Raw genomic sequence first — 25583 nt, 5'->3', positions numbered from 1 at the left:
ATCACTGGGATTGGGCCCCGATTTCGACGTTGACGAAGCTATACGGTGCGAACGGACCGGTGTACTGGACGAGAAGCTCGTCGCCGTAGCGGTCCTCGAGCCGGGAAATCGCCTCGTCGAAAGACTCTCGTTCGTCCTCGTCGACGAGGTACGATCGGTTCAACACGAGTCGGTCGCTGAAGCGATCGTTCTGGACCGCTTGGGCCGCGATCGGGTCGAGTTCGTCGCTGACGGCGTCCTCGACCTCGTCGCGGTCGACCGAGCCGTCCTCCTGGGTGACGAGTTTGAGCCCGAGTTCGATCCGGCCCTCGATGTCGCTCATCGCCCGTCGAAACGCCGGCCGAGCGCCGCGGAGGACGTTCTTCAGCGTGCGGTCGTTCTCGAAGGCCATGCCGAACTGCATCGGGACGATGGTTTTGCCGCCGTCGTAGTCCATGATCTCCCGAAGGACGTCGTCGTGGCGTTGGGCGTCCTCGTCGGTCTCTTCGGGGTCCGTGGTGTCGATGTTCGAGACGACGGCCCCGAGCCGTCGGTGGGTGACGGTGTAGACGCGGTCCGCACCGGCGACGGCGTCAGTCTCGAACTCGATGTTTCCCGTGTCGGCGGTGTTGACGATACCGTAGACGTACCGGTTGCTGTTGCTCATTCTGGGTCACTCCGGCTGCAGGGCGGTCGTGGATCGCTGCTCGGTCGGTAGCACGGGTCTCATAGAGAACGTGATCGTAATCGTCACGGGTAGTTCGACAGCCGCTTGCCTTACCGTGGTGCTTGCAATCGCAGCCTCGTTGTCACCTGAACTCGGGAACCGGACCAGCCGAGTCGGCTTGCAGTCGCAAAGCAAGCCGTGTTAGGAAATCGGAGTGAACCCGGAGACGTAATGGCACAACCACAACAGCGGCCAAACTCCTCGAGTCTCGCGGAGGTACTGGACCGCGTTCTCGACAAGGGCGTCGTCATCGACGTCTGGGCGCGCGTCTCCGTCGTCGGGATCGAACTCCTCACCGTCGAGGCCCGCGTCGTCGTCGCCTCCGTCGACACGTTCCTCCACTACGCGGAGGAGATCGCAAAAATTGAGCAAGCGACCGCGGACGGCGATCTCGAGGATCTCGAAGAACTCGAGGTCGAGCCGCGGCCCGAATCGTCGCCGCAATCGGCCACCGAGTAATCGACGATGGCCGAGGACACCTCGCGAAAGCGCAAGGTCCGCGGCAGGAAGATTCGCGGCGATCGAGAACAGAAAAAGCGACGGCGAGCGCGAAAGGAACTGGCGCGGAAGGCATCGCGAAACGGCAATCACGACGAGGCCGGCACAGCCGCGACGAGCGAATCGACCGGTGACGAGGGCGGCGGCCATCTCGAATCCCCTGAGACCGTCGCTCCCGAGCCGTTCGTCGAAACCGACGCCGTCGAGTCGCTTCGCGAACGGATCACCGGCTGGCTCGCCGCCGATCAACCCGTACACCTGATCGGGCCGACGGGCTGTGGAAAGACCGCACTCGCACTTTCGGCGGCCGCAGCGCGCGGCCGACCGGTCGTCCACATCAACGGCGACGAGGCCGTCGATACGGCGACGCTCGTCGGAACCTACGCCGGCGGCGAACGCTACGAGGAACGCGACGAGTTCGTCAGCGGCGTGAGCAAGAAGACGCAGATCGTTCGCGACCGCTGGGTCGACAACCCGCTCTCGGCGGCGGTACGGGAGGGTGCCACGCTCGTCTACAACGAGTTCTCCCGAAGCGATCCCGCCGCCCACAACGTCTTGCTCTCGGTCTTCGAGGAGGGCGTCCTGGAACGGCCGGGCAAGCGCGGGCGGGAGAGAACGATCGACGTGCATCCCGAGTTCCGGGCGATCCTCACGTCGAACGATGCGGAGTACGCCGGCGTCCACCGCCAACAGGATGCGCTGCTCGATCGCGTCGTCGGCGTCCACGTCGGCCACTACGACGCGGAAACCGAGCGCGAGATCGTCCGCACGCACGTGGACGTGGCGGATACTCGCGACGACGCAGAGCCGAGCGACTCCGGTGACTCGAACAACGACGAGCGCGGCGCACTCGATCCGGAAGCGATCGGGACCGTCGTCGAGACGACGCGCACGTTGCGCGAGGAACTGCCGTTCGTCGTCGGGACGCGAGCGGCGATTACGGCGGCGAAAGGGATCGCTGTCTTCGGAACCCAGGCCGGTACCGAGTCGGCACAGCAACGGACGGACGGCGGTCACACCCTCGACGATGAGTTACTGGCAGATGTCTTCACGGACGTTCTCGGCTCGAAGCTCGCCGGCACGGAGATAGACGACGTGTCGACGCTCCGAGAACGGATTACCGACACACTCTGAGACCAATGGCCAACGCCGAGACAGCGAACGCGACGACCCAGTGCAAGGCGCTCACCGCGGACGGCGAGCGCTGCTCGCGGCCGGCCCAGGACGACGGCTTTTGCTTCCAGCACGACGAGAGCGATCCCACCGTGAGCGAGGCCGACGACGCAGCCGAGGAACAGGAACAGGAACAGGAAGACGAACAAGCACAATCGAACCAAACCGACACCTCACAACCCACCTCTGAGATGGCCAGCGACGAAACAACCGACCCCGACGCCGTCGATACCGACGAACTCGACGCCGATACCGAATCGGATGTCGACACCGACCAGATCGAGGGCATCCTCGCGATCCGCCGAACCGTCGTCTCGACCGCCGGCGAACTCATCGGCCACGAGTTCGACGGAGTCAGCGAAATCTCGCCGACCGACGAGGGCTGGTGTGCCGTCGTCGAAGTCGTCGAGCGCTCGGCGGTCCCGGACACGCAGGACGTGCTCGGTCGGTACGAGATCGACCTCGATACGGACGGCGTCGTCCAGGGCTATCGGCGCCTCGACCGATACCGGCGAGGCGATACGACCGTGTTCGAGTAACCCCCGGCAGTCGGGAGCCGATGCTAACCCGGTACCTGACGGCCGCCCACGCTGCCGAGTAGCGACTGCTACGTCACTACACTCGCTCCCAAGACACCCGGACCCAGAATCTCTCGACCCACCTCAATCCAGAATCCAGCCCCCGGATCCGGCTCCCGGAGGCCGCTCTCGGACCACGAACCACAATTTCGAAGTGCTGCCCGGCCGTTCGCTCGACTGAACTCGTGTCTTCGCTCCCCGTCCGCGGCGTCGATGTCGGTCCCGAAACGCGGTGTGGACACTACCACACCGACCGCGATATCGTCTCGTTCCGATTCGACTGCTGCGACGCGTACTACCCCTGTTTTCGGTGCCACGCGGCCGTCGAAGACCACGAGGCGATTCCCTGGCCACGAAATCGATTCAACGAGCCGTCAGTCCGCTGTGGGGCCTGTGACTCCGCGTTTACCGTCCCGGCGTATCTCGCGTGTGCGTATCGCTGTCCGAACTGTGACGCCCCGTTCAATCCCGGCTGTGAGGCGCACGCAGATCGGTACTTCGAGACGGCGACCCGAGAGTGTGACACCGGGAAGGCTGACACCGGGGACACCGATGGCTGATCGCCGAGGGGAAGAGATCGACGCGTCCAGCAAGCTATTTCAGCGTCCGGCGGCCGACCTCACAGTATGGACCCGGCGCTTGGCCCGCCCGACGCGATGGCCGAGAAACGCGACGAGCTGACGCCGATGATGCGTCAGTACCACGATCTCTGTGCCCGTTACGACGAGGCGATCGTCCTCTTTCAGGTCGGCGACTTCTACGAGACCTTCTGCGGGGCCGCCGAACGCAGCGCGCGGCTGCTCGAAATCGCGCTGACCAGCCGCGAGGACTCCACCGGCGAGTACCCGATGGCCGGCATCCCGATCGACAACGCCGAATCGTACATCGAAGAGCTACTGGAGGCCGGCTACCGCGTCGCCGTCGCGGATCAGGTCGAGGAACCCGGCGAAACCTCCGGCGTCGTCGAACGCGCGGTCACGCGAATCGTCACGCCCGGCACGCTCACCGAAGACGAACTGCTCGCGAGCGACGACAACAACTTCGTCGCAGCGATCGCCCGCGGCCGCGGCACCGACACGCGACCCGCCGCCGACGAACTCGCGCTCGCCCTCCTCGACGTCTCGACCGGCGACTTCCTCGCCACGAGTTCAGCTTCGGACGAGGCCATCGCGGACGAAGTCAGCCGCTTTGGGCCCGCGGAGGCGGTCGTCGGACCGGACGCGCCGGCCGACGTGCTGCCGGAGGAATGCATGGTGACGCCGTTCGACGAGCGCGCGTTCGACCGCGACCGTGCGGGCGAGACCGTCTCGAGCTACTTCGGCGATCCGGACGCGTTACTCGCGAGCGACGCCGAGATCCGAGCCTGCGGAGCCCTGCTCGCCTACGCGGAGTACGCCCGCGGCGGCGAACACGAGGGCGAGCGCGGCGACGGGACGGAGCGCGACGACGCGGAGCACTCGCCGGTCGCGGCCGGCAAAAACGAGGGCGACCGCCTCGAGTACCTCACCCACCTCACGCGCTACGATCCCCGCGAGTATCTCCTGCTCGATGCCGTCGCCCTTCGCAGCCTCGAACTCTTCGAGCCGCGGGCCGTCCGGGGCCGCGAGGACGCCACGCTCGTCGGCGTCCTCGACGAGACCGCCTGCGCGCTCGGCGGCCGCAAACTCCGGGACTGGCTCCGCCGACCGCTGCTCGAACCCCGCCGAATCGAGGCGCGCCACGACGCCGTCGAAGAGCTGACCGGCTCCGTTCAGACGCGCGAGCACTGCCACGAACTGCTTCGCGACGTGTACGACCTCGAACGGCTGATCGGGCGCATCTCCCGCGAGCGAGCGAACGCGCGGGACTTGCGGTCGCTTCGGGACACCCTCGCCGTCGTCCCCGAACTCCGCGATCAACTGGCCGACGCCGACTGCGACCGGCTGACCGCCCTCCGCGACGAACTCGATCCGCTTGCCGACGTGCGGAATCTGATCGACGACGCCGTCGTCGCCGATCCGCCGATCGAGATCACCGAGGGCGGCATCGTCGCCGAGGGCTACGATGCGGACTTGGACGACCTCCGCGGCACCGCCCGTGACGGCAAGCAGTGGATCGACGACCTGGAGGCTCGCGAGCGCGAGCGCACCGGCGTCGACTCGCTCAAGGTCGGCTACAACTCCGTCCACGGCTACTACATCGAGGTGACGAACCCCAACCTCGATGCGGTGCCCGAAAACTACCAGCGCCGCCAAACCCTGAAAAACTCCGAACGGTTCGTCACGCCCGAACTCAAGGAGCGCGAGGACGAAATCGTCGGCGCGGAGGAACGCGCGGACGAACGCGAGTACGAACTCTTCTGCGACGTTCGCCGTACCGTCGCCGACGAAGTCGAACGCGTCCAGCGACTGGCCGACGCGCTCGCGATCCTCGACGCCCTCGTCTCGCTCGCGACCGTCGCCGCCCAGTACGACTACTGCCGGCCGGAAATCCTCGACCGCGAGGCGGCCGACGGCGGCCTCGAAATCGATATCGAGGGCGGCCGCCACCCCGTCGTCGAACGAACCCAGGAATCGTTCGTCCCGAACGGGGCTCGTCTCTCCCCCGAGCGGCGACTGGCGGTAATCACGGGACCGAACATGTCCGGGAAATCGACGTACATGCGCCAGGTCGCCCAGATCGTCCTGCTCGCGCAAGTCGGCAGTTTCGTCCCCGCGAGAGCAGCGCGGCTCACACCCGTCGACCGCATCTTCACCCGCGTCGGCGCGAGCGACGACATCGCCGGCGGGCGCTCGACGTTCATGGTCGAGATGGACGAACTCGCGACCATCCTCCGGGACGCCGACGAACGCTCGCTCGTCCTGCTCGACGAGGTCGGCCGCGGCACCTCGACCGCCGACGGCCTCGCCATCGCGCAGGCGATCACCGAACACCTCCACGACGAGGTCGGCGCAACCACCCTCTTCGCGACCCACCACCACCCGCTGACCGAACTCGCCGACGACCTCCCCGCCGCGTTCACCCTCCACTTCGCGGTCGACCAGACCGACGGCGAGGTCGTCTTCCATCACGAGATCGAACCCGGCGCGGCGACCGGCTCCTACGGCGTCGAAGTCGCGACCGCCGCCGGCGTCCCCGAGGCCGTCGTCGACCGCTCGCGCGAACTCGTCGACCAACCAGCATCCTCGGTCCCCTCGGGCGCCCAGCAACAGGATCAGTACGCCGACGGCGGCGAACTCCCCGCCGACATCGCCGCCGAACTCCGCGCCCTTGACGTCGGTCACCTCACCCCCGTCGACGCGCTCACTGAACTCGATCGCCTCCAGCGGCTACTCGAAGAGTGAGCGACGGTCTATCCTCCGACCCACCTATCCGCTCTCGACGAGTTCTTTTCGATAGACGAGGAGATCGACCTCCTCGGCGGACTGCTCGATCGGTTCGCGGTGGACGAGTTCGAATCCCTGCGTCTCGTACAGTCCTTGCGCGGCGGACTGGATCGACAGCGTATCGAGAACGATGGCCGTCGCTCCGCGCGTTCGCGCTCGGCGCTCGAGTTCATCGCAGAGGCGACCGCCGTAGCCACATCGCTGGTGGTCGGGCGCGACGCGTAGCCGAGTCAGTTCGACCGTCGAGTCCGGCGACGTGGCGCTGTATTTCGCAGCGATGGTCGCCTCCGAGACGGGGCGCAAGGCACCCGTGGCAACGATCCGTCCGTCGACCGTGCCGACGAGAAACGTCCCCGCCATGTCGAGGTACGTCTCCGGTATCGTCTCGAGATCGTCGTCCGGAACGCCCTCGACGTACGCGCCGGCAGCCCGCATGGCCGCCTCGTGGACAGCCTGAACTCGCGGCCCGTCACCGGCTTGGTAGCGACGAATCGTCAGCGGCTGTGCCATGCGGTGACGATGAGTGCGCCGTTCCAAATCGATTGTGGATACGCCGATACGTTGGCGACTATTATATAGCTATGACCAATCATTATTTAGTATGCAAGCCTCCATGACTCGTCGAAAACTCCTTATAACAAGTGGAATAGCATCGACTATTACGTCCGCTGGATGTACAGGTGTACTTAGTTCAAATAGTACACCCAGTTCAAGGGAACTCGCACATGAAGCGGAAGTTTATAATAGGGAAGATATGGCGCATACGATCTCTGTGACCGTTAAAAACGAAAGGGAAAACGTGCTTTATCAGCAGGAATTTAACTTAGAAGACGAAGAGTCTGAGGAGGACACTGAATCGTTTACTGGGGACCCGACAATAATCTCCATAGCAGTGGATAATGATAGTCCAACAGAACATTCCTGGCCGAAGATGAGTTGCGAGGAGCAGGGTAAGAGATCGGCTGGCGGTATTGGTGTATATCTGACACCTGAAAACGGATTAGTTATTGAATCAACATGCAATACGGTTTACGCCAAATGAAGCTATCGCTCACCGTCCGGCTTCCGCGGATGGTGGGAAACGATTAGCTGGATGAGCCGTTCCGGCGGCCGAACCTGAGGAACGCGAGCGCCGCCCCGAACAGCGCCGTGTTTTTGAGGAAGTGGATCAGTTGCTGTTGTTTCTCCTCGGGATCGTCGAGGTTCCAGAAGTCGTGCATCACCGGGGTGACGCTGACCAGAAAGCCGGCGATCAGCGCCGCGGCCGCGGACGGTCGTCGCCACAGCGCGATGCCGATGCCGCCGAGGAGCAACCCACCGCTCGTGGCCGGCACCGCGTACTCGGGCATCGGCGTGTTCTTGGCCTCGGCGTACGCGATCCGTTCGTCCAGATTCCAGAGGTTGTCGAGCGCGTTAAACGCGAGAATGCCGCCGAAGAGCGCGCGACCGAGGCGGAACACCCAACTCGTCTCGGCCGACGGCTCGACATCGACGGGCTCGGCCGGGGCCTCTCCGTCACCGTCCCCGCTCGACTGGAACCACGATTGAAGAGTCATGTCTCGAACGGACGGGCGCGGACGGTTAGAACTCGACGTAGCAATGGCAGGCGACCGCTCCCGCCGTCGTCCGTCCCGTCGTTCCGCCAACCGCCCCTGTAACGTTTTCCCGGACGCCGTCGAAGGACCGCCTACGGGCCTGTACACGCGAGGCAGGCGGTGATCAGGATGACAACGCTCACGCTTACGAGTTCAGCGTTCGCGGACGGCGACCGGATCCCCGAGCAGTACGGCTACGGCGAATCGAACGTTAACCCGCCGCTCGAGTTCGGGGGCGTCCCCGACGAGGCCGAGGCCCTCGCGCTCGTCGTGGACGATCCGGACGCGGTCGACCCCGCGGGCAAGGTCTGGGACCACTGGATCGTCTGGAATATCCCGCCCGATCGGGAGTCGATTCCGGAGGACTGGAACCCCGACACCGATGTCAGGGAAGGAACGAACGACTTCGGCGAGCGCGGCTACGGCGGGCCGAACCCGCCCGACCGGGAACACACCTACCGGTTTAGGCTCTTCGCGCTCGAGTCGCCGCTCGACCTCGGGCCGGAGGCGGACGCCGACGCCCTCGAATCAGCGGCGGCGGGTCGCGTCATCGAGACGACGACGCTCGAAGGGACGTACCCGGTCTGAACAGATTCCCGTGTGAGTCGAGGCGGCGGATCACGGGTTCAGGTCACGAGTTCGGGATACAGGACACGGGACACGAACCCGAGTCACGGCTGTGGCACTACGCGGCGGTCGGCTCCAGCGAGATGAACTCGAGTCCGTGCTCGGTCAGCAGTCGCTTGGCGCGGTCGGTAACGGACGGGGCGACGAGAATGCCCCGGACGGTGGCATCGGCGTGGAGGTCTCGGCCCAACGCGTCGACGTACCGGCGGAGTTGGCTCACCGCATCGGGACCGACGCGGCGGCGCTTGAGTTCGACGACGACCGTGCGGCCCGCGTCGTCCTCGCCGTAGATGTCGATCGCACCGGCGGCCGTATCGCGCTCGGTCGCAAGCGGCGTGAACCCGGGCTCGAGGAGGTCGGGCTCGTCGAGGAGCCGCTGGCGGAGATCCTCTTCCGTTCCAGAGAGGGCGAGTTCGGTTTCGTCGGTGCCCGAAAACGCGGACACCTGCAGGACGTTCCGAAAGCGCACGAGGAGGCGTTCGCCGGGCGTGGAACGGACGCTTTCGAGGGTGAGCGTCTCCGTCGTTTCTGTCTCGGTTTCCGTCTCCGTCTCCGTCGCTGTCCCTCCCGCAGTCTCGGCGGCGTCGCTCCGGTCGGCATCGGCGTCTCGCCGCTCGCAGAAGACCTCGTGGTCGCAGCCCGGCGGCTGCCAGTTGACCGGCTGTTGGCCCTCGTCGGTGTGGACGAGCGCCGCACCGTCCGGTTTGAGCATGACGTGGCGGTCGCCGGCGTCGAGCGTGCTCGAGGCCCGGCCGTCGTATTCGACGGTGCAGCGACCGAAGACCGTCACGAGCGCCTCGCGGTCGATTCCGTCCGCGATGGCGTCGCAAGCGGCCGCGAGCGTGGGCTGTTCGAGCGTCACAGCGTGTAACTCCTGGTCCTGCTGGCTGTGGGTCACTGCCGATATCTAGCGAAGCGGCGGATAAAAGCGCCGCGACCGACTCCGAGGCGAGCGCTAGGTGCAGTTCAACCGAGCGGCACCCGCACAACGCCGGACAGTTGCGAGGGGTTCTTCCGTTCGTTCGCCCATTACTGACCCGTGACCGATTTCACAACGCGACGCCGTGTCCTGCAACTGACCGGCGTCGGCGCGACGACATCGCTCGCGGGCTGTAGCCAGTTCGATATGCTACAAAACGAGTCCGACGGCGGCGACGAGTTCGAACTCGAAACCGACGTGGAGCCTGCTATCGATCCGGCCGACGGAATCACCGCCTCCGTTCAGCCCGCCCGAGAGGACCTCGTAGCGCTCGAGCAGGAGGTCAGGGACGAAGCCGGCGAGGACGCGACCCGACAGGAGCTGGCGACGATGTACGAAGAGCGACAAACCGAGCTGTTTCAGGAACGCTCCGCCGAGTTCGAGTCGGCGATGCTCGAAGACGACGACGTCTCGCTCGAGGCGGCCGTCGCCGAACAGGGCGCGTTCCTCGTCGACGGCCCCGACGACCGCCTCGTCGAGTTGCTCCGCGCCGAGGAGGTTGACGCGCTGCTTCCCGGCTCGGAATACGAACTCGTCCTCCAGCAGGCCCAGGGACAGGGCGCGAACGGGACTGGAAACGAGTCCGCGTCCGATGGCGACTCGGACGGCGAGAGCGGGAACGACGGCGAAAGCGGCGGCGAGAACGAATCGACGACGGACGCGGAATCGGAGACGGACGAGGGGTCCGACTCGGACGGCGAGACGAACTCGAGCGAGTAAGTCGCCTCACTCGACGCGAAACGGGCTCTCACGGTCGGTCCAGTCCCAACCGGGGAGCCGCTCCTGAAAGCCGGCCGCGAGGGCAGCGTCGAGGTCGTCGAGGCCCGCGTTTTGGTCCGGGTCGCCGTGAACGTGAATATCCGCGTAGTGGAAGGTCGCCTCGCCGAGCGTCCGCAAGGGCTGCGTGCCGGCGATGGTTGCAGCGAGTTCGCGACCGAGGAGTTCGTCGACGACGAAGCCGGGGTAGTCGTCCTGAACGTCGAGTTCACGAAGCAGTGCGACCATGGCGGCGACGTTGACAGCGAGGTCGCCGTCGGCGAAGACGGTGTCGACGGCCTGCTGGTACTGGGCCGTCGTGACGTGATCGACATCGGTGTCAAAGTGGGTACCGAGGTCGTCGCGGATGTCGTTGATGAGCGGGACGACGGTATCGGCGCGGGTGCGAATCCAGTCTCGTTCGTCGGCGACGCGGGCCGGTGTCAGGCGCATACGCCCACTACGGGTGGCGTCATCCTGGATTTTGCGAAGGCTTTTATACCACGCAAAGAATAGCCTCGGGTAAGCGGGTTCTCCCTGGAATCTTCCCGCAGTGACCAGGATAACCGACCTGGGAGTATGTTCGTCATGGGACGATGTCACAGCGAATGATCCGAGATACGACGCAGACTGCGTTGTCTCACGGGAGCGGACCGTGGTGTCGGTATCGACGGCGGCGGTGTCGGCGGTTCCGTCGTCGACGTCTCTGTCGGTATCGGTCTCACTACTCACCCACACGAGTTCGACAGTGGCGTGGGGTGGATCGGACGGCTGTGACAGCGATTTCCCGGCTCATACTCCCGGGCGACGAGTTCACGCAAGCCACATCTGGCGATTATGAGTACTGTAGAGCAGCAACTCGACGATTTGCAAGCAGAGATCACGAGCGAGTTACCGAGTGATATCTCGGTCTCCTCGGTGAAGTACGAAGGACCGGAACTGGTCGTCTATACGCGCGATCCGAAGAAGTTCGCCCAGCAGGGTGATCTCATCCGGAAGCTTGCGAGCAAGCTTCGCAAGCGGATCACCGTTCGACCGGACCCGAGCGTCCTCTCGCGGCCGGACGAGGCCCGCGAGGAGATCATGCAGGTTATCCCGGAGGACGCGGGCGTCACGGATCTCGACTTCCACGCCGATACCGGCGAGGTCGTCATCGAGGCCGAAAAGCCGGGGATGGTGATCGGCCGCCACGGGTCGACGTTGCGCGACATTACGAAAAACGTCGGCTGGACGCCCGAGGTCGTTCGGACGCCGCCGATCGAGTCCTCGACGGTCTCGAACGTTCGAAGCTTCCTCAAGCAGGAGCGCGACGAGCGCCGGGACATCTTAGAGAAGGTCGGCCGACAGATCCACCGCGAGGAGATGTCCGACGACGAGTACGTCCGCATCTCGACGCTCGGTTGCTGTCGCGAGGTCGGTCGCGCGTCCTTTATTCTCTCGACGCCGGAGACGCGCATCCTCGTCGACTGCGGTGACAAGCCGGGTGCGGAAGGCGAGGTACCGTACCTGCACGCGCCCGAGGCGTTCGGCGCTGGTCCGGAGACGATCGACGCAGTCGTGCTCACGCACGCCCACCTCGACCACTCCGCGTTCATCCCGCTGTTGTTCAAGTACGGCTACGACGGCCCGATCTACTGTACCGAACCCACGCGGGATATGATGGGGCTGCTCACTCTCGACTACCTCGATGTCGCCGCAAAAGAGGGGCGCACGCCGCCGTACGACTCCGAGATGGTTCGCGAGGCGATCAAACACTGTATCCCTCTCGAATACGGAGACGTGACCGACATCGCGCCGGACATCAAACTCACGCTGCACAACGCCGGCCACATTCTCGGCTCCGCCGTCTCGCACTTCCACATCGGCGACGGACTGTACAACGTCGCGTTCTCCGGCGACATTCACTACGAGGACACCCGCCTGTTCAACGGCGCGGTCAACGACTTCCCGCGCGTCGAAACGCTCGTCCTCGAGTCGACCTACGGCGGTCGGAACGACTACCAGACCGACCAGGCGGACTCCGAGGAGAAACTCAAGGAGGTCATCAACGAGACCTACGAGCAGGGCGGCAAGGTCGTCATCCCCGCCTTCGCGGTGGGCCGGTCCCAGGAGCTCATGCTCGTCCTCGAAGAGGCCATGCGCGAGGGCGACATCCCCTCCATGCCGGTCCACCTCGACGGCATGATCTGGGAGGCGACGGCGATCCACACGACCTATCCCGAATACCTGCGAGACGATCTTCGGGACCGCATCTTCCACGACGACGAGAATCCCTTCCTCGCCGACGAGTTCAACCACATCGACGGCGGCGAGGAGGAGCGCCAGGACGTCGCCGACGGCGACTCCTGTATCATCCTCTCGACGTCGGGGATGGTCACCGGCGGGCCGATCATGTCCTGGCTCGGCCACATCGGTCCCGATCCGGATTCGACGCTCGTCTTCGTCGGCTACCAGGCACAGGGAACGCTCGGCCGACGCATCCAGAACGGCTGGGACGAGATCCCGACCAGCGAAGTCGGCGCGATGGGCTCTGACAACAGTCGCGGGACGCTCACGCTGAACATGGACGTCGACACCGTTGACGGGTTCTCCGGCCACGCCGACCGCGCGGGGCTCGAGAACTTCGTCAAGACGATGAATCCGCGCCCCGAGAAGGTGCTGTGTGTCCACGGCGACGAACGGTCGGCACAGGATCTCTCCTCGGCGCTCTACCACGACTACAACATGCGGACCTTCGCACCGAAGAATCTGGAGACGTTCCGGTTCCTCTAATCAGTCTTTCGTCGGACGCTGGTCACACTCTCATCGACACCACCTGAACTCGTCGCTTCTGGAGAGGTGGAGCGGGAACGAACGAAACGAGGGTGAAAAGAGAACTGCAACGGGTCGCCGGTTCGACGCCGTCGTTCGTGAGTGATTTTCTACCACAGTGGTAGTTCGGCCGATCCGAACGGTTCGCACGCTTCTATTTGGGTTCGCCACGTAGCAGTACCGATGGACGAGTTCGCGTCTCAGTATCATCGAGCGCTCGGGATCGGTGAAGCCGCCTTCGAGGGCCTCGAACCGCACCTCGAGGAGCGAAACTACGACGGCTGGGAGTACCGTCACCTCCCGGATGCCCGTCGCGGGATCGAACGCGGGACGGTGTTGATCGACGGCGAAATCGTCCGCGGGTTTCCGAAGGTGCCGCGAGCGCTCGTCCTCTCGAGCGGAGTTCCGACGCAGTTCGACGAGTACGATCGGATCGCAGTCGAAGAGAAGTTAAACGGCTATAACGTCCGCGTCGCACGAATCGACGGCGACGTGCTCGCGTTCTCCAGGAGCGGGATGGTCTGTCCGTTCACGACGCGAATGCTCGACCGACTGGTCGATCTCGCCGACCTGTTCGATGCGTACCCGATGGCGATGGTCTGTGGCGAGATGATCGGCCCCGAAAACCCCTACACCGCACACAATTACCCGGGCGTCGACTCCATCGCGTTTCGCGCGTTCGACTGGCGCGACCGCGAAACGGGTGACCCGCTACCGGTCCAGGAACGGCGGACGCGCTACGAGCGCTTCGAAATCCCGCAGACGCCGCTGTTCGAGTTCGTCGCGGTCGACGATGCGGCCGAGACGGTCGATGCGTGTATCCGCAATTTGGATGCCGAGCACCGCGAGGGCGTCGTGATGAAATCGCCCGACGGGCGGACCCAGTTGAAGTACACGACCTCGGCGTCGACGAAATCTGACCTCGCGTACGCGTTCTCGCTGCCGTTCGATTACGGGCGGCCGTTCATGTTCCGACGACTCATCCGGGAGGGGTTCCAGACCGTCGAGCGGGACGAGTCGGACGAGGCCGCCCGGAAACGCGCACACGAACTCGGGGAGGCGATACTGCTATCGATGCGAGAAACCATCACGACGATCGATGCGGGCGGGACGGTGGGTGAGCGCCACACGGTTCGTGCCAGTACCGAGACGATCGACGTCCTTCTCGCCCACCTTCGCGGCCAGGGACTCGAGATAGACATCGAGGACGACCGTCGCGAGGACGGGGATCGAGTACTGACGTTTCGCAAGCGAACGCCCGCGACGAACGACACGGCTCGGAACTATCTCGAGGGCCACGTCGTCACGGAGTAACGAAGTGCAGCGCTGTAGCAGCGACTACTGACTACTCGCGCGCCGCAGCTGCGATTTCTCGAATGCGTTCGGCACCCCGTTCGACGTAGCCGCCGTGATAGCACAGCGTGTGGTCGATTTCGAGTGTCCCGAGTTCAGCGACTGACTCGAGCGCCCGGTCCATGTCGGCCGTGAACCGCGGCTTGGGACCCGAAAGGGGAGCCTCGCGGTCTGCGACGAGGGCGTCACCGGCAACGAGCAATGCGCTTTCGGGGAAGTAAAGCGAGATGTGGCCGGGCGTGTGACCTGGCGTCTCGAGCACGTCCATCGGCCCGGCGAGCGTCGGGATCCGGACGCCGTCAGAGAGCGCGATGTCGACCGTAACCGGTGGATACCGGTCGCCGCTGCTCTTGATCGGAGCCCGATCACCGGTGATGTAGGGGACTTCCTCGCGGTGGGCCGCAACGACCGCATCGGTTCGGTCGAGCAGCGTCGCGAGCGCGCCGGCGTGGTCCCCGTCGTGGTGCGTGAGGACGACCAGCCAGATATCCGCCAGATCGTACTCGAGCGACCGCAAATGCGTTTCGAGCGCGTTCACAGCCCCGGAATCGGCAGGACCGACATCGAACAGGACCAACCCGCGTTCGGTCTCGACGACCGCAGGGGTAATCGTCAGTTCGCGTCCGCCGAACTCGACCGTGCTCGGGAGTGCATGCAACCCGGGATCGTTCGTCATCGTTCGCGGAACTACTCGCTCCCAGATGATATGGATACGGGGTCGGGGCGGCGAACGAAACGACAGAAACACAACCAATTTACGGGTATTCTTAGTGGAGATACCATGGGCGATCAGGACGGCGAGCGCTACACAGCTGCCATCGGAACCAAACCCGACCGTGACGACGACCACGAGTTCCCGACACTCGATATCGAAACTGACCCCATCGACGTCGCTCGGCAGTCGCTTCCCGACTCCCTTTCCGAGTTACTCGAGCGATACGACGACGTCGTCGCAGATCGTGACCAAGCACAGTGGGACTGGCTCTACAACGCTTTCCCGGCCTTTCGGCTCTCCTGTGTCGACACCGATCGGACGCGACAGGTTCGGATCGCAAAACTCCTCTCGACGCTGTTCATCACCGTCGCAGACGACGTCGCCGAACGCCACGGCGACCGCGAAACGTTCGCCGAACTGGCGAACGTCCCCTTCGATCACCAGCACGCGGACCCGTCCCACCCCGATGTCGACGGAGATATCGTCCGGTTCGGAATCGATGTCTGGAATTGCTTTCGGGGGGTATACGATGACAGCCCGCGCGCACACGAGTTCAGCGAGCAACTCCGTTTCGACGTGCGCCAGGTTCTCGCCGCGATCGAGTACTCCGCCCTCACAAACCACAGCCCTGAACTCGTCTCGGAACACGAACTCTGGCGGTACGATGCCTACAACATGATGGTGTTCGTCCACGCCGACACCGATCTCGCGAACGCGCCGGCGTTCGATGTCCAGGAGTTGTCTGCGCTCCGGCAGGCCCTCGACAGAACCCAGCGGATGGCCCGGATCGGCAACTGGTTGGCCACCTGGAAACGCGAACTGGGCGAGGGCGACTACAGCTCCGGTGTCGTCGTTCGCGCCGTCGAAACGAACGTCGTCCCCGCGACCGAACTGCGGGCTCTCGGTACCGATCCGAATCCCGACGCGCTCCGCGCGGTCGTTCGCGCAATCGAGAGCTCGACCGTCGAAGAGTATTTCCTCGATCAGTGGCGCGTGGAGTGTGCCGACGCAGCGCGGTTCGAGAAGTCACTCGAAAGCGTTGATCTGGCTGGCTATCTCGATGGATTCGAGACGATCCTGCGGTCACATATCGCGACTCGAAACGCGACCTGAGGCGAATGCACCTGCGTCGACCGCGAGTTATCGGAGCGCCGACTCGATCGCCTGGTCGAGATCGGCGATCAGATCGTCGACGTGTTCGATTCCGACCGAAACGCGGACGAGTCCATCAGTGAGTCCGGCCTCGATGCGCTCCTCGCGCGGAATGGTGGCGTGGGTCATCGGGGCGGGCTGTTCGATCAGGCTCTCGACGCCGCCTAAGCTCTCCGCGAGCGTGAACACCTCGGTGTTCGAGACGACTTCGCTCGTCTCCTCTAAGCTCGCGTCGAGTTCGAAGCTCAGCATGCCGCCGAAGTCGCGCATCTGTTCGCTGGCGATTTCGTGGCCGGGATGGGATTCGAGACCCGGGTAGTAGACGCGTTCGACAGCCGGCTGCTCGTCGAGCCACTCGGCGACGGCACGGGCGTTCTCGCAGTGGCGTTCCATCCGGACGGGGAGCGTCTTGGTCCCTCGGAGGACGAGGAACGATTCGAAGGGGCCGGGCGTCGCGCCCACGGAGTTCTGGTAGAAGCCAAAGCGCTCGTCGAGTGCTTCGTCGTCGGTCAGCAGCGCGCCGCCGACCACGTCCGAGTGGCCGCCGAGATACTTGGTCAGCGAGTGCGAAACGATATCCGCCCCGAGGTCGAGCGGCTGCTGGAGATACGGCGTGGCGAAGGTGTTGTCGATCGCACAGAGCGCGTCGTGGTCGTGGGCGATCTCGGCCGCGCCCTCGATATCGACGATCGACAGGAGCGGGTTCGTCGGCGTCTCGAGCCACAGTAGTTCCGTCTCGTCCCGGAACGCAGCGTCGATCGCGTCCAGGTCAGTCATATCGACGAAGCTGAACTCGATGTCGTAGTCCTCGTACACCTGCGTGAAGATGCGGTGGGTACCACCGTAGACGTCGTTGCCCGTCACGACGTGGTCGCCCGCCGAAAGCAGGTTGAGGACGGTGTTGATCGAGGCCATTCCGCTCGCGAACGCGCGGCCGTACTCGGCGTTTTCGAGGCTCGCGAGGTTGGCTTCGAGATCGGTTCGCGTCGGGTTGCCGGTCCGGGAGTACTCGTAGCCCCGGTGGTCGCCGGGCGCGTCCTGCTCGTACGTCGAGTTCGCGTGGATGGGCGTCATCAGCGCGCCCGTCTCCTCGTCGGGGTCCTGGCCGGCGTGAATCGACCGCGTTTCGATCCGGAACTGATCGTCGTCGGTATCCATACTGCGGTACGTGTTGCCTGCGCGGATTATTGTTGCGGACCCGCGCCGGTGACGACCGGTTCGCGCCGCCATCGGTGGCCCGTGTCAGTGACGACCGAGCGGAGCGGAAGACGTGCGTTTTATAACCATCACCGGTCAAGACGGTCGTACGACTATGCCGAAATCTAATGGCCCTCGTCAGGGAACCCGGAACAAATTATCCAACGATCCGCGAGACCGCGGTGCGTCGCCGCCACAGCGAGCGATTCAGGACTACGAGGTCGGCGAGAAAGTCCACCTGAAGATCGACCCAAGCATCCACAAGGGTCGTTTCCACCCGCGCTTCGACGGTCACACCGGCGAAGTCGTCGGGACGCAGGGCGACGCCTTCAAAGTCGAGATCAACGACGGTGGCAAGAACAAGACGCTCATCGTCACCGCAGCGCACATGCGCGCCCAGGATCGCTCCGAAGAGCGCGTCTGAACCGTCGGTACAACGTACACGTACAATGACGATCTTCAAAGAGATCGTCGACGAGGAGTTCCTGACGGTTTCGGAAACGAAGGAGCTGCTCGCCGACATCGAAGCCGACCGCGCACTGGACGAGGACCGCGAACTGCCCTACGAACTCGCTCGGGCGATCGACCACGTCAACCAGTTCACCGTCCTCGAACCAGAGGAGGCACAGACCCTCGTCGACGACCTCCAGGACCTGGAGAAAGTCGACGAAGCCACGGCGTACAAAATCGCCAACCTCCTCCCGCGCAACCGGGACGAACTCCGATCGGTGTACGCACAGCAACGATACTCGCTGTCCGGAGACGAACTCGACGACATTCTGAATGTCGTCGCACAATACGCCTGAAAGCGGGCCGACTCTTTAAGTACGCCGTCCCCGTATCACATGACAATGAGCGAAGTCGATAGCGACGGGACGGACGTTCGGCGCGCAGTCGTGTTGGACTACCTCGCACACGGGCTCTCCGATGACGGCCGACCGCAGTACGCGAAGTCACCCGCCGGGTACGCACTCGACACCACTGACTTTCGCCTCTACGAAGTCGCCTTCGACGAGGACGAACGCCTCACCATCGGCAGCGAAGTCGCCATCGAACCCCCGGCCGAACGCGATATCGTCACCGAAGCCAACCGCGTCGAGTACGATGCCCTCTCCTCCGGCGCACAGTCCGAACTCGAATACGTCGTCGCCGACCTCGTCGAGGAAGACGAACAGCGCTTCGTCGATTTCTACAACGACGCCCAACCGATTACGCTCCGACTCCACCAACTCAACCTGTTGCCCGGGATCGGGAAGAAACTCCGCAACGGCATCCTCGACGAACGAAAGCGCAAACCCTTCGAGAGCTTCGAAGAACTTTCAGAACGCGTCTCCGGCCTCCACGACCCCGACGAGATCATCGTCGAACGCATCATCCAGGAACTGCGCGACGAGGACCTCAAATACCAGACGTTCGTCGGTCGCCACGAACAGGAACAGGACCATTGACGAACCACTGACGACCTCTCCACCCTTCACCTTCCCCACTCACCCTCTCTCACCCTGAAAGCAACCTCTCGGGACGTCATCTCACCCCTGCTCCTGCGTCGGCGTCGTCTGCTGTACGATTGTCAACCAGAAATTCTCGACCGACTGAACGAACTCGATGAAGTCGTCCGACTCGACCGGCTTCTGGAGATAGTGTTCCGCGTCGAGATCGTGTGACTTGACGATCTTCTCCCCCACATCTGAACTCGTCAGAACGACGACCGGAATGTCGCACAACGCCTCCTCGTTTTTCAGTTCCGACAAAACATCGAACCCGCTCGTCCCGGGTAATTGCGGTTCGAGTAGAATAAGATCGGGTTGTGGCTTGTCGCTGTAGGCATTGCGCTGATGAACGAAATCCAATGCCTCTTCTCCGTCCGAAACCGTATGCACGCTGTTCGTCAGGCTCGCGTCCTTGAACGATTCCGTGAAGAGCCGAGTGTCACCAGGACTGGGCTCAACGAGTAAAATTTCGATCGGCTCATCCTCCACATCCAAACTCATACACCTACATTTTCGCGGGAGGGTAAAACAACGAGGATTCATTCTCACTGCCGATCACATCGGCGAACGGAAACCGACCCGACCTCGAGACGGTGCGTTTACACCATCTCTCCCCATAGCGCCAGCAATGAGAGATCCAGACGGACTGATCGCCCGCGCAGGCGTCCGCGGCGATCCGGACCGCGATCAACACTTTCTCGTCGACGACCGCGTCCTCGACCGACTGCCAACCTATCTGACGGACTGTGATCCCGAGAAAACCACCGGTACCGAGGCCGACACAACTCCCACTGAAACCACGACCGCTCCCGAGACCGAGACCGCCCCCGACACCGAGACCGCCCCCGACACCATCGACACCAGCCACCTCCTCGAAATCGGCGGCGGCACCGGCGCACTCACCGACCGCCTCCTCGAACTCGGCACCGAAACCGACCGGGTCACCGTCGTCGAACGCGACAGCGAACTCGCATCCTTCCTCCGCACCGAGTTCAGCGACGAGATCGACGCCGGGCGACTGACCGTGATCGAAGGCGACGCGCTCGAGGTCGACCTCCCCGAGTTCACGGCGTCGGTGTCGAATCTGCCCTACGGCGTCTCGAGCGAGATCACGTTTCGCTTGCTTCCGGAGGGACGGCCGCTCGTTTTGATGTTCCAACAGGAGTTCGCCGAACGGATGGTGGCCGAGCCCGGCACGTCCGAGTACGGTCGACTCTCGGTATCGACTCAACACTACGCCGACGCCGAACTCGTCGAGTCGATTCCGAAGGAGGCGTTCTCGCCGCCGCCGGCGGTCCAAAGTGCAGTCGTGCGATTGTGTCCCCGTGAGCCCGACTACGAAGTCGCCGACGAGGACTTCTTCCTCCGGTTCGTCAAGGCGCTGTTCACCCAGCGCCGAAAGACGATTCGAAACGCGATCCGGAACACGGCCCACATCTCCGGACTCGACGCCCCCGAGGCGGTCGTCGACGCGGCCGACGAGGACCTGCTGCAAAAACGCGCCGACGCGATGGCACCCGCCGAGTTCGCGGCGCTCGCCGAACTCGCGAGCGACGTTGGCGCGCCCGAGGGCGGGGACGAGTAGGCCGAACGGATAGTCACGAGTTGTGTCCGAATCGGGCGCGAAACGAACTGACCGACGGATACTCAAACCTTCGGTGACGAGAGGATCAGAGACGAGCATCCTATGGTTGTAGATGTGGGGCTTCTCGGAATCGGATCGGGGCCTGGATTCGACTGGCTCGCGGACACGTTCGAGGCGACCGAACTCAAGGTCCTCGTGACGGTCGTCGCGGCCGGCCTGTTGCTGTCCGTGTTACTCTCCTACCGGCGACTCCAGCAGTGGATCTGCGAGCGGAGTCGGCCGCTCTACGGGGATATTGCGTCAACCGTCGTCCTGACAGGGACCTGTGTGTTGTCGCTATCGGTCGTCCTCGGCGTCTGGGGCCAGACGAGCGAGGTCCACAGACTCTACAGCGAACTCGATATCGGCGGCGAAGTCGTCGCACAGCTCATCGTGTCGTTTATCCTCCTCGTCAGCACGTTCATCGTCGTCCGGTTTCTCAGACGCGTCCTGGAGGAGGTCCTCGACTCCGCTTCGGCCGTGACCGACCACCAGCGGGAGATCACCCGCCGACTCACGCAGGTGATCGTCTGGTCGATCGCGCTCATCGTGATCCTCGGCGTCTGGGTCGACGATCTCGGCAGCCTCCTCGTCGGTGCCGGCTTCCTCGGCATCGTCGTCGGTATGGCCGCCAGACAGACCCTCGGGACCGTCCTGGCCGGATTCGTCCTGATGTTCGCCCGCCCCTTCGAGATCGGCGACTGGATCGAAGTCGAGAACGAGGAAGGGATCGTCACCGATATCTCCATCGTCAACACCCGCATTCGGTCGTTCGACGGCGAGTACATCATGATCCCTAACGACGTCATCTCCGCGGGGACGGTGACGAACCGCTCGCGACGCGGCCGCCTCCGCATCGAGGTCGAGGTCGGCGTCGACTACGAAACCGACATCGAACGCGCCACCGAACTCGCCGAATCGACCGTCGACGAACTCGAGTTGACCCTCTCTGCACCCGGCCCGCAGGTCGTCACCAAGCGATTCGGCGACTCGTCGATCGTCCTCGGCGTTCGCTTCTGGATCGACAAGCCGAGTGCCAGACGCCGCTGGCAGGCACAGACGGCCGCAATCAACGCCATCAAGCAAGCCTTCGACGACGAAGACATCGGGATTCCGTACCCCCAGCGCGAACTCTCGAGTCGCGAACAGACCGCCGTTCGGATCGGCGAAGGCGAAAGCGGCGATAACACGGCGAATACGACCGACACGGCATCGCGGGAGTATCAGATGACCTCGCCGGAGGAGCAGTGACCATGGATTTGAAAGACCAACGAGGCGTCGAAACTGACGTCTATCAGCCCGCCGAGGATTCCGAACTCCTCGCTGAATCGGCGTGTGATCACCTCGGGAAGCGGACGCGGGATCGACCCGACACGACCGTGCTCGAGGTCGGGACCGGATCGGGGTACGTTGCCAGCCGCGTCGCCGACGAGACCAACGCGCGCGTAATCGCATCGGATCTGAACCCCCACGCCGTGGGACAGGCGCGACGCGAGGGCGTCGAGGCGGTCCGAGCCGACCTCGTCTCGCCGTTCGCCGACGGCGCGTTCGACGCCGTGTTGTTCAACCCGCCGTACCTGCCGACGGACCCCGACAACGAGTGGGACGACTGGATGGAATACGCGCTCTCGGGCGGGGAGGACGGCCGGGCTGTCATCGATCCGTTTCTCGCCTCGGTCGGACGGGTACTCGACCCGGACGGTGTCGTCTACCTGCTCGTCAGCAGCCTCACCGGCGTCGACGAGGTGGTCGAGCACGCGGGCGAAGCGGGATTCAGCGCCGTTGCGATCGCCGACGAGTCGTTCCCCTTCGAGACGCTGACGGTTCTCACATTACTCCAGTAGCCGACCGCCCGGATCGCCACTGGATGGCACTACTGTTCCGAGTCGGGTCATCCTCTAAACACCGAAACTATAATATATGAGATTGGTTACAGGTTGTAGTCATTCGAAATTCACTTGTCGTGTCACTAACGATTGGAACCCGTGCCACCGAGAACACCCCTCCTGTTTCCCGGTCAATACTTCGCCGAAACTGACGACCCGCTGCCGCTTGCGCTGGGCGTCTTTGCCCTATCTCTCCTGACGAGCATCATTGTGGCAAGTTCCGTCATCGCCTTGATCGGAACACGCTGGCAGTACGCATCCGATCCGTTCGTCCTGTTCGAAGCCGTCATCCACGTATTGTTCACCATCGTCATCAACCTCGGCAGTCGACTGTTCATCGTCGCCGCCGTGCTCTACGTTCTGAGTGGCGCGCTCTGGAAGAACGGAAACATCGTGGCGACCTTCGCAGTTGCCTGCTGGTCGTACGCCCCAAACGCGATCGCACAGTTGGTGACCCTCGCACTCGTCACCGCTGAGGGAGCCACGACGAATACGTTTACGAACCTCGAACCCGCTGAACTCGCAACCGGAACCGAGTTCCTCTCACAGACATCGTCGACGCTCATCAACGTGGTTCTCCCGCTTACCGTCGTCCTCTGGAGTGTGTATATCCTCACGCAGGGTGTCGATGCAGCAAACGAGGACGTGCCGTTCGCCGGCGCGTTCGGCGCAGCGCTCATCGTCGGGTGTGGAGTACTGCTACTTGAATTCGTCTGAATCTCTTTCTTCTCTCACCTCGTTACCAGCCACCCCGTCCCTGCCCGTCTCGTCACCCATGTAAACTCCCCCACGTGCATCCGGACAATTACTACCGTGTATTAATGTGGATGGAAAATATTAAGCGTCGGTATAGCCTATCCAGCATCACGATGACTGAGTACGTTTCGACCACACCGGGGCTCTTTCCGCTCCCGGATTGGGCGAAAGACGACCTCTCGGATCTCAAGGGCCACCAGAAGCACGACCTCATCAGCGGTGACGAAAGCGGCGAGATCGCCGCCACCTACGAGGACGCTCGCAAAGAGGTGGTCGAGGGACAGCAAGACGCGGACCTCGACCGCACCGTCGAGGGCCAACTCCGCTGGGACGACATGCTCGCCCACCCCCTCGCCGTCCACGACGCCGTCGAAACCCGCGGCATCGTCCGCTACTACGACAACAACAACTTCTACCGCGAACCCGTCGTCACCGACGACCTGGACTTCTCCGGCGACGTGGCAACCGAACTCGAAACGGCCGCTGAACTCGCGGACGGCGACGACCTGCAGGCCGTCCTGCCCGGCCCCTACTCGCTCGCCGATCTGGCGACCGACGAACACTACGGCGACGAGGCCGCGTTCCTGGATGCGATCGCGGACTTCCTCGAAGCCGAGGCGTCGGCCTTTCCCGAGCACGAGACGCTGTTTCTGCTCGAACCCTCGCTGGTCGAACACGCACCCGAAGACGGGGTCGACGAGCGCGCGAGCCAGGCGATCGATCGGGTTGCCGGCGCGGTCGACGCCGACGTCGTCGTTCAACCCTACTGGGGCGCACTCGAGGAGAAGGTCTACGCCCACCTCCTCGACGCCGATATCGATGCAGTCGGCTTCGACTTCGTCGCGAACCGGGAGGACAATCTGTACAACATCCAGGAGTACGACACGACCGACGACATTTCTCTCGGGCTGGTCGACGGCCAGAACACGCTCGTCGAGGACCCCGAAGCGATCCGCGAGCGCGTCGACTGGATCTACGACCAACTGCCCGTCTCCGCGTTCGAGACGGTCTACCTGACGACGAACACCGAGACGTTCTACCTTCCCTACGCCAAATTCGAGGAGAAACTCGCCGCCCTTGCCGAAGCCGCCGAACTCGCCGAGGTGAAAGCCGCATGAGCCCAGACACGCCCGTCAACGAAAACAAAGACCAGTTCCGACCGGACGACCACGACACCGACCACTTCCTGCTGACGACCGTCGTCGGCAGCTATCCAAAGCCCAAGTGGCTCAACCGCGCGAAAGAACTCTACCAGGACGACGACCACGAGTTCGACGCCGAGGACTGGCAGGAAGCTAAGGACGACGCCGCCCGACTCATCACCGCCGAACACGAGCGCGCGGGTCTCGATGCCGTCGTCGACGGCGAGATGCGCCGGAACGAGATGGTCGAGTTCTTCGCCCACCGGATCGAGGGCTACGAGTTCAACGGCCCGGTCAAGGTCTGGGGACACAACTACTTCGACAAGCCCTCCGTCGTCTCGGAAGTCGAGTACGACGATTCTTGGCTGGTCGACGAGTACGAGTTCACCGCGGCGGCAAGCGACCGTCCGGTGAAGGTTCCGATCACCGGTCCGTACACCCTCGCCAACTGGTCGTTCAACGAGGCCTACGACGACGACGAGGAACTCGCCTACGATCTGGCGGACCTCGTGAACGAAGAGATCGAAAAGCTCGTCGAAGCCGGCGCGCGCTACATCCAGATCGACGAGCCGGCGCTCGCGACGACGCCGGACGATCACGCCATCGTCGGCGAAGCCCTAGAGCGTATCGTCGCCGACATCCCGGAGGAGGTCCGGATCGGCCTGCACGTCTGTTACGGCGATTACTCGCGCATCTACCCCGAAATTCTCGAGTTCCCCGTCGACGAGTTCGACCTCGAACTCGCGAACGGCGACTACGAACAGCTCGACGTCTTCAAAGATCCCGCGTTCACGAAGGATCTTGCACTCGGCGTCACCGACGCCCACGTCGCCGAGGTCGAGTCGGTCGAGCAGATCGAGGAGAATATCAAGAAGGGACTGGAGGTCGTCCCGCCGGAACAACTGGTCGTCTCGCCGGACTGCGGCGTGAAACTGCTGCCCCGCGAGGTCGCCTACGGCAAGATGGCGAACATGGTCGAGGCCGCGCGCAACGTCGAAGCCGCCCTCGACGCGGGTGAACTCGATATCGAGCGCGGCGCGCCGACGCCCGCCGACGACTGAGCCGGCGGTTTCACGGCGTTTTCCGGCTATTTCTCGGCTGTTCCTCAGCTGTTCCTCAGCTGTTCCTCGGCGGTGACCGCGGCGGCCCCAGCACGACGCGAATCCGACGTGTGCACGAC

28 protein-coding genes are annotated in these 25583 nt (G+C 63.8%); 20 read left to right on the top strand and 8 right to left on the bottom strand.

The window, feature by feature from the left end; all coding sequences use genetic code 11:
- Nucleotide 1 precedes the first annotated feature (1 nt).
- The gene (locus tag C480_RS12535) at nt 2–646 is read right to left on the bottom strand and encodes a GvpL/GvpF family gas vesicle protein (protein WP_006665985.1); all 645 of its coding nucleotides are present in this window, start codon (nt 644–646) and stop codon (nt 2–4) included.
- Nucleotides 647–877: 231 nt separating this feature from the next.
- On the opposite strand from C480_RS12535, the gene gvpA reads away from it, so the two are divergent.
- From gvpA to mutS, 5 genes are all read left to right on the top strand, one after another.
- The gene (gvpA, locus tag C480_RS12530) at nt 878–1165 is read left to right on the top strand and encodes a gas vesicle protein GvpA (protein ID WP_006108429.1); all 288 of its coding nucleotides are present in this window, start codon (nt 878–880) and stop codon (nt 1163–1165) included.
- A 6-nt stretch (nt 1166–1171) separates the two neighbouring features.
- On the top strand, nt 1172–2338 hold the full coding sequence (gene gvpN, locus C480_RS12525) for a gas vesicle protein GvpN (protein WP_006665984.1): 1167 nt from the start codon (nt 1172–1174) through the stop codon (nt 2336–2338).
- Between the two features lie 5 nt (nt 2339–2343).
- Nucleotides 2344–2916 carry a gas vesicle protein GvpO, halophile-type gene (gvpO, locus tag C480_RS12520; protein WP_006665983.1) on the top strand — a complete coding sequence of 191 codons (573 nt, stop codon included), beginning with the start codon at nt 2344–2346 and terminating at the stop codon, nt 2914–2916.
- A 224-nt stretch (nt 2917–3140) separates the two neighbouring features.
- Nucleotides 3141–3515 (top strand): CHY zinc finger protein, encoded by a 375-nt coding sequence (locus C480_RS12515; protein ID WP_006665982.1) that lies wholly within the window; start codon nt 3141–3143, stop codon nt 3513–3515.
- A 66-nt stretch (nt 3516–3581) separates the two neighbouring features.
- Entirely contained in the window at nt 3582–6278 is a 2697-nt protein-coding gene (mutS, locus tag C480_RS12510) for a DNA mismatch repair protein MutS (protein WP_006665981.1), read from the top strand.
- Between the two features lie 24 nt (nt 6279–6302).
- Here mutS and C480_RS12505 read toward each other — a convergent pair whose 3' ends face one another.
- On the bottom strand, nt 6303–6830 hold the full coding sequence (locus tag C480_RS12505; protein ID WP_006665980.1) for a GNAT family N-acetyltransferase: 528 nt from the start codon (nt 6828–6830) through the stop codon (nt 6303–6305).
- Between the two features lie 91 nt (nt 6831–6921).
- Between C480_RS12505 and C480_RS22230 the strand changes: the two genes are divergently transcribed.
- Nucleotides 6922–7362, top strand: a complete 441-nt coding sequence (locus C480_RS22230) for a hypothetical protein (RefSeq protein WP_206537310.1) — start codon at nt 6922–6924, stop codon at nt 7360–7362.
- A gap of 43 nt (nt 7363–7405) precedes the next feature.
- Here the strand turns inward: C480_RS22230 and C480_RS12500 are convergent, their stop codons facing one another.
- Nucleotides 7406–7876: a DoxX family membrane protein gene (locus C480_RS12500; RefSeq protein WP_006665979.1), complete on the bottom strand. Its 471-nt coding sequence runs from the start codon at nt 7874–7876 to the stop codon at nt 7406–7408.
- Between the two features lie 168 nt (nt 7877–8044).
- On the opposite strand from C480_RS12500, the gene C480_RS12495 reads away from it, so the two are divergent.
- Entirely contained in the window at nt 8045–8503 is a 459-nt protein-coding gene (locus C480_RS12495; RefSeq protein ID WP_006665978.1) for a YbhB/YbcL family Raf kinase inhibitor-like protein, read from the top strand.
- A 97-nt stretch (nt 8504–8600) separates the two neighbouring features.
- Here the strand turns inward: C480_RS12495 and nucS are convergent, their stop codons facing one another.
- Entirely contained in the window at nt 8601–9440 is an 840-nt protein-coding gene (gene nucS / locus C480_RS12490; protein WP_006665977.1) for an endonuclease NucS, read from the bottom strand.
- A 141-nt stretch (nt 9441–9581) separates the two neighbouring features.
- Between nucS and C480_RS12485 the strand changes: the two genes are divergently transcribed.
- Nucleotides 9582–10241, top strand: coding sequence for a hypothetical protein (locus C480_RS12485; protein WP_006665976.1), 660 nt, complete (start codon nt 9582–9584; stop codon nt 10239–10241).
- 6 nt (nt 10242–10247) lie between these two features.
- Here C480_RS12485 and C480_RS12480 read toward each other — a convergent pair whose 3' ends face one another.
- Nucleotides 10248–10730, bottom strand: a complete 483-nt coding sequence (locus tag C480_RS12480; RefSeq protein ID WP_006665975.1) for a hypothetical protein — start codon at nt 10728–10730, stop codon at nt 10248–10250.
- A 384-nt stretch (nt 10731–11114) separates the two neighbouring features.
- On the opposite strand from C480_RS12480, the gene C480_RS12475 reads away from it, so the two are divergent.
- Both C480_RS12475 and C480_RS12470 read left to right on the top strand, forming a co-directional pair.
- The gene (locus tag C480_RS12475; protein ID WP_006665974.1) at nt 11115–13049 is read left to right on the top strand and encodes a beta-CASP ribonuclease aCPSF1; all 1935 of its coding nucleotides are present in this window, start codon (nt 11115–11117) and stop codon (nt 13047–13049) included.
- Nucleotides 13050–13271: 222 nt separating this feature from the next.
- The gene (locus C480_RS12470) at nt 13272–14402 is read left to right on the top strand and encodes an RNA ligase (protein WP_006665973.1); all 1131 of its coding nucleotides are present in this window, start codon (nt 13272–13274) and stop codon (nt 14400–14402) included.
- 31 nt (nt 14403–14433) lie between these two features.
- On the opposite strand, the gene C480_RS12465 is transcribed toward C480_RS12470, so the two are convergent.
- Nucleotides 14434–15117: an MBL fold metallo-hydrolase gene (locus C480_RS12465; RefSeq protein ID WP_006665972.1), complete on the bottom strand. Its 684-nt coding sequence runs from the start codon at nt 15115–15117 to the stop codon at nt 14434–14436.
- A gap of 105 nt (nt 15118–15222) precedes the next feature.
- Between C480_RS12465 and C480_RS12460 the strand changes: the two genes are divergently transcribed.
- Nucleotides 15223–16269 carry a terpene synthase family protein gene (locus tag C480_RS12460; protein WP_006665971.1) on the top strand — a complete coding sequence of 349 codons (1047 nt, stop codon included), beginning with the start codon at nt 15223–15225 and terminating at the stop codon, nt 16267–16269.
- A 27-nt stretch (nt 16270–16296) separates the two neighbouring features.
- Here the strand turns inward: C480_RS12460 and C480_RS12455 are convergent, their stop codons facing one another.
- On the bottom strand, nt 16297–17466 hold the full coding sequence (locus C480_RS12455) for a cystathionine gamma-synthase (RefSeq protein WP_006665970.1): 1170 nt from the start codon (nt 17464–17466) through the stop codon (nt 16297–16299).
- Nucleotides 17467–17620: 154 nt separating this feature from the next.
- Between C480_RS12455 and C480_RS12450 the strand changes: the two genes are divergently transcribed.
- From C480_RS12450 to C480_RS12440, 3 genes are read left to right on the top strand one after another with little or no spacing between them, the layout of a single operon-like run.
- The gene (locus tag C480_RS12450; protein WP_006108446.1) at nt 17621–17929 is read left to right on the top strand and encodes a 50S ribosomal protein L21e; all 309 of its coding nucleotides are present in this window, start codon (nt 17621–17623) and stop codon (nt 17927–17929) included.
- Between the two features lie 25 nt (nt 17930–17954).
- Entirely contained in the window at nt 17955–18311 is a 357-nt protein-coding gene (locus C480_RS12445; protein WP_006108447.1) for an RNA polymerase Rpb4 family protein, read from the top strand.
- Between the two features lie 45 nt (nt 18312–18356).
- Nucleotides 18357–18953 (top strand): DUF655 domain-containing protein, encoded by a 597-nt coding sequence (locus C480_RS12440; protein ID WP_006665969.1) that lies wholly within the window; start codon nt 18357–18359, stop codon nt 18951–18953.
- Between the two features lie 81 nt (nt 18954–19034).
- Here C480_RS12440 and C480_RS12435 read toward each other — a convergent pair whose 3' ends face one another.
- Nucleotides 19035–19496 carry a response regulator gene (locus tag C480_RS12435; RefSeq protein WP_049903644.1) on the bottom strand — a complete coding sequence of 154 codons (462 nt, stop codon included), beginning with the start codon at nt 19494–19496 and terminating at the stop codon, nt 19035–19037.
- A 127-nt stretch (nt 19497–19623) separates the two neighbouring features.
- On the opposite strand from C480_RS12435, the gene rsmA reads away from it, so the two are divergent.
- From rsmA to C480_RS12405, 6 genes are all read left to right on the top strand, one after another.
- Complete coding sequence (gene rsmA / locus C480_RS12430; protein ID WP_006665967.1) at nt 19624–20580, top strand: 16S rRNA (adenine(1518)-N(6)/adenine(1519)-N(6))-dimethyltransferase RsmA; 957 nt, start codon at nt 19624–19626, stop codon at nt 20578–20580.
- A gap of 102 nt (nt 20581–20682) precedes the next feature.
- Nucleotides 20683–21870 carry a mechanosensitive ion channel family protein gene (locus tag C480_RS12425; RefSeq protein WP_049903642.1) on the top strand — a complete coding sequence of 396 codons (1188 nt, stop codon included), beginning with the start codon at nt 20683–20685 and terminating at the stop codon, nt 21868–21870.
- 2 nt (nt 21871–21872) lie between these two features.
- Nucleotides 21873–22463, top strand: a complete 591-nt coding sequence (locus C480_RS12420; protein WP_006665965.1) for a HemK2/MTQ2 family protein methyltransferase — start codon at nt 21873–21875, stop codon at nt 22461–22463.
- 141 nt (nt 22464–22604) lie between these two features.
- Complete coding sequence (locus tag C480_RS12415; RefSeq protein WP_049903640.1) at nt 22605–23222, top strand: YIP1 family protein; 618 nt, start codon at nt 22605–22607, stop codon at nt 23220–23222.
- A gap of 152 nt (nt 23223–23374) precedes the next feature.
- Nucleotides 23375–24379, top strand: coding sequence for a cobalamin-independent synthase MetE (locus C480_RS12410; RefSeq protein WP_006665963.1), 1005 nt, complete (start codon nt 23375–23377; stop codon nt 24377–24379).
- Complete coding sequence (locus C480_RS12405) at nt 24376–25464, top strand: methionine synthase (RefSeq protein ID WP_006665962.1); 1089 nt, start codon at nt 24376–24378, stop codon at nt 25462–25464. The genes C480_RS12410 and C480_RS12405 overlap by 4 nt, the downstream gene beginning before the upstream one ends.
- Nucleotides 25465–25583: the final 119 nt, after the last annotated feature.

This window comes from Natrialba aegyptia DSM 13077 (genome assembly GCF_000337535.1).
Lineage (GTDB): Archaea > Halobacteriota > Halobacteria > Halobacteriales > Natrialbaceae > Natrialba > Natrialba aegyptia.
This window is presented reverse-complemented; position numbering and strand designations above follow the sequence as displayed.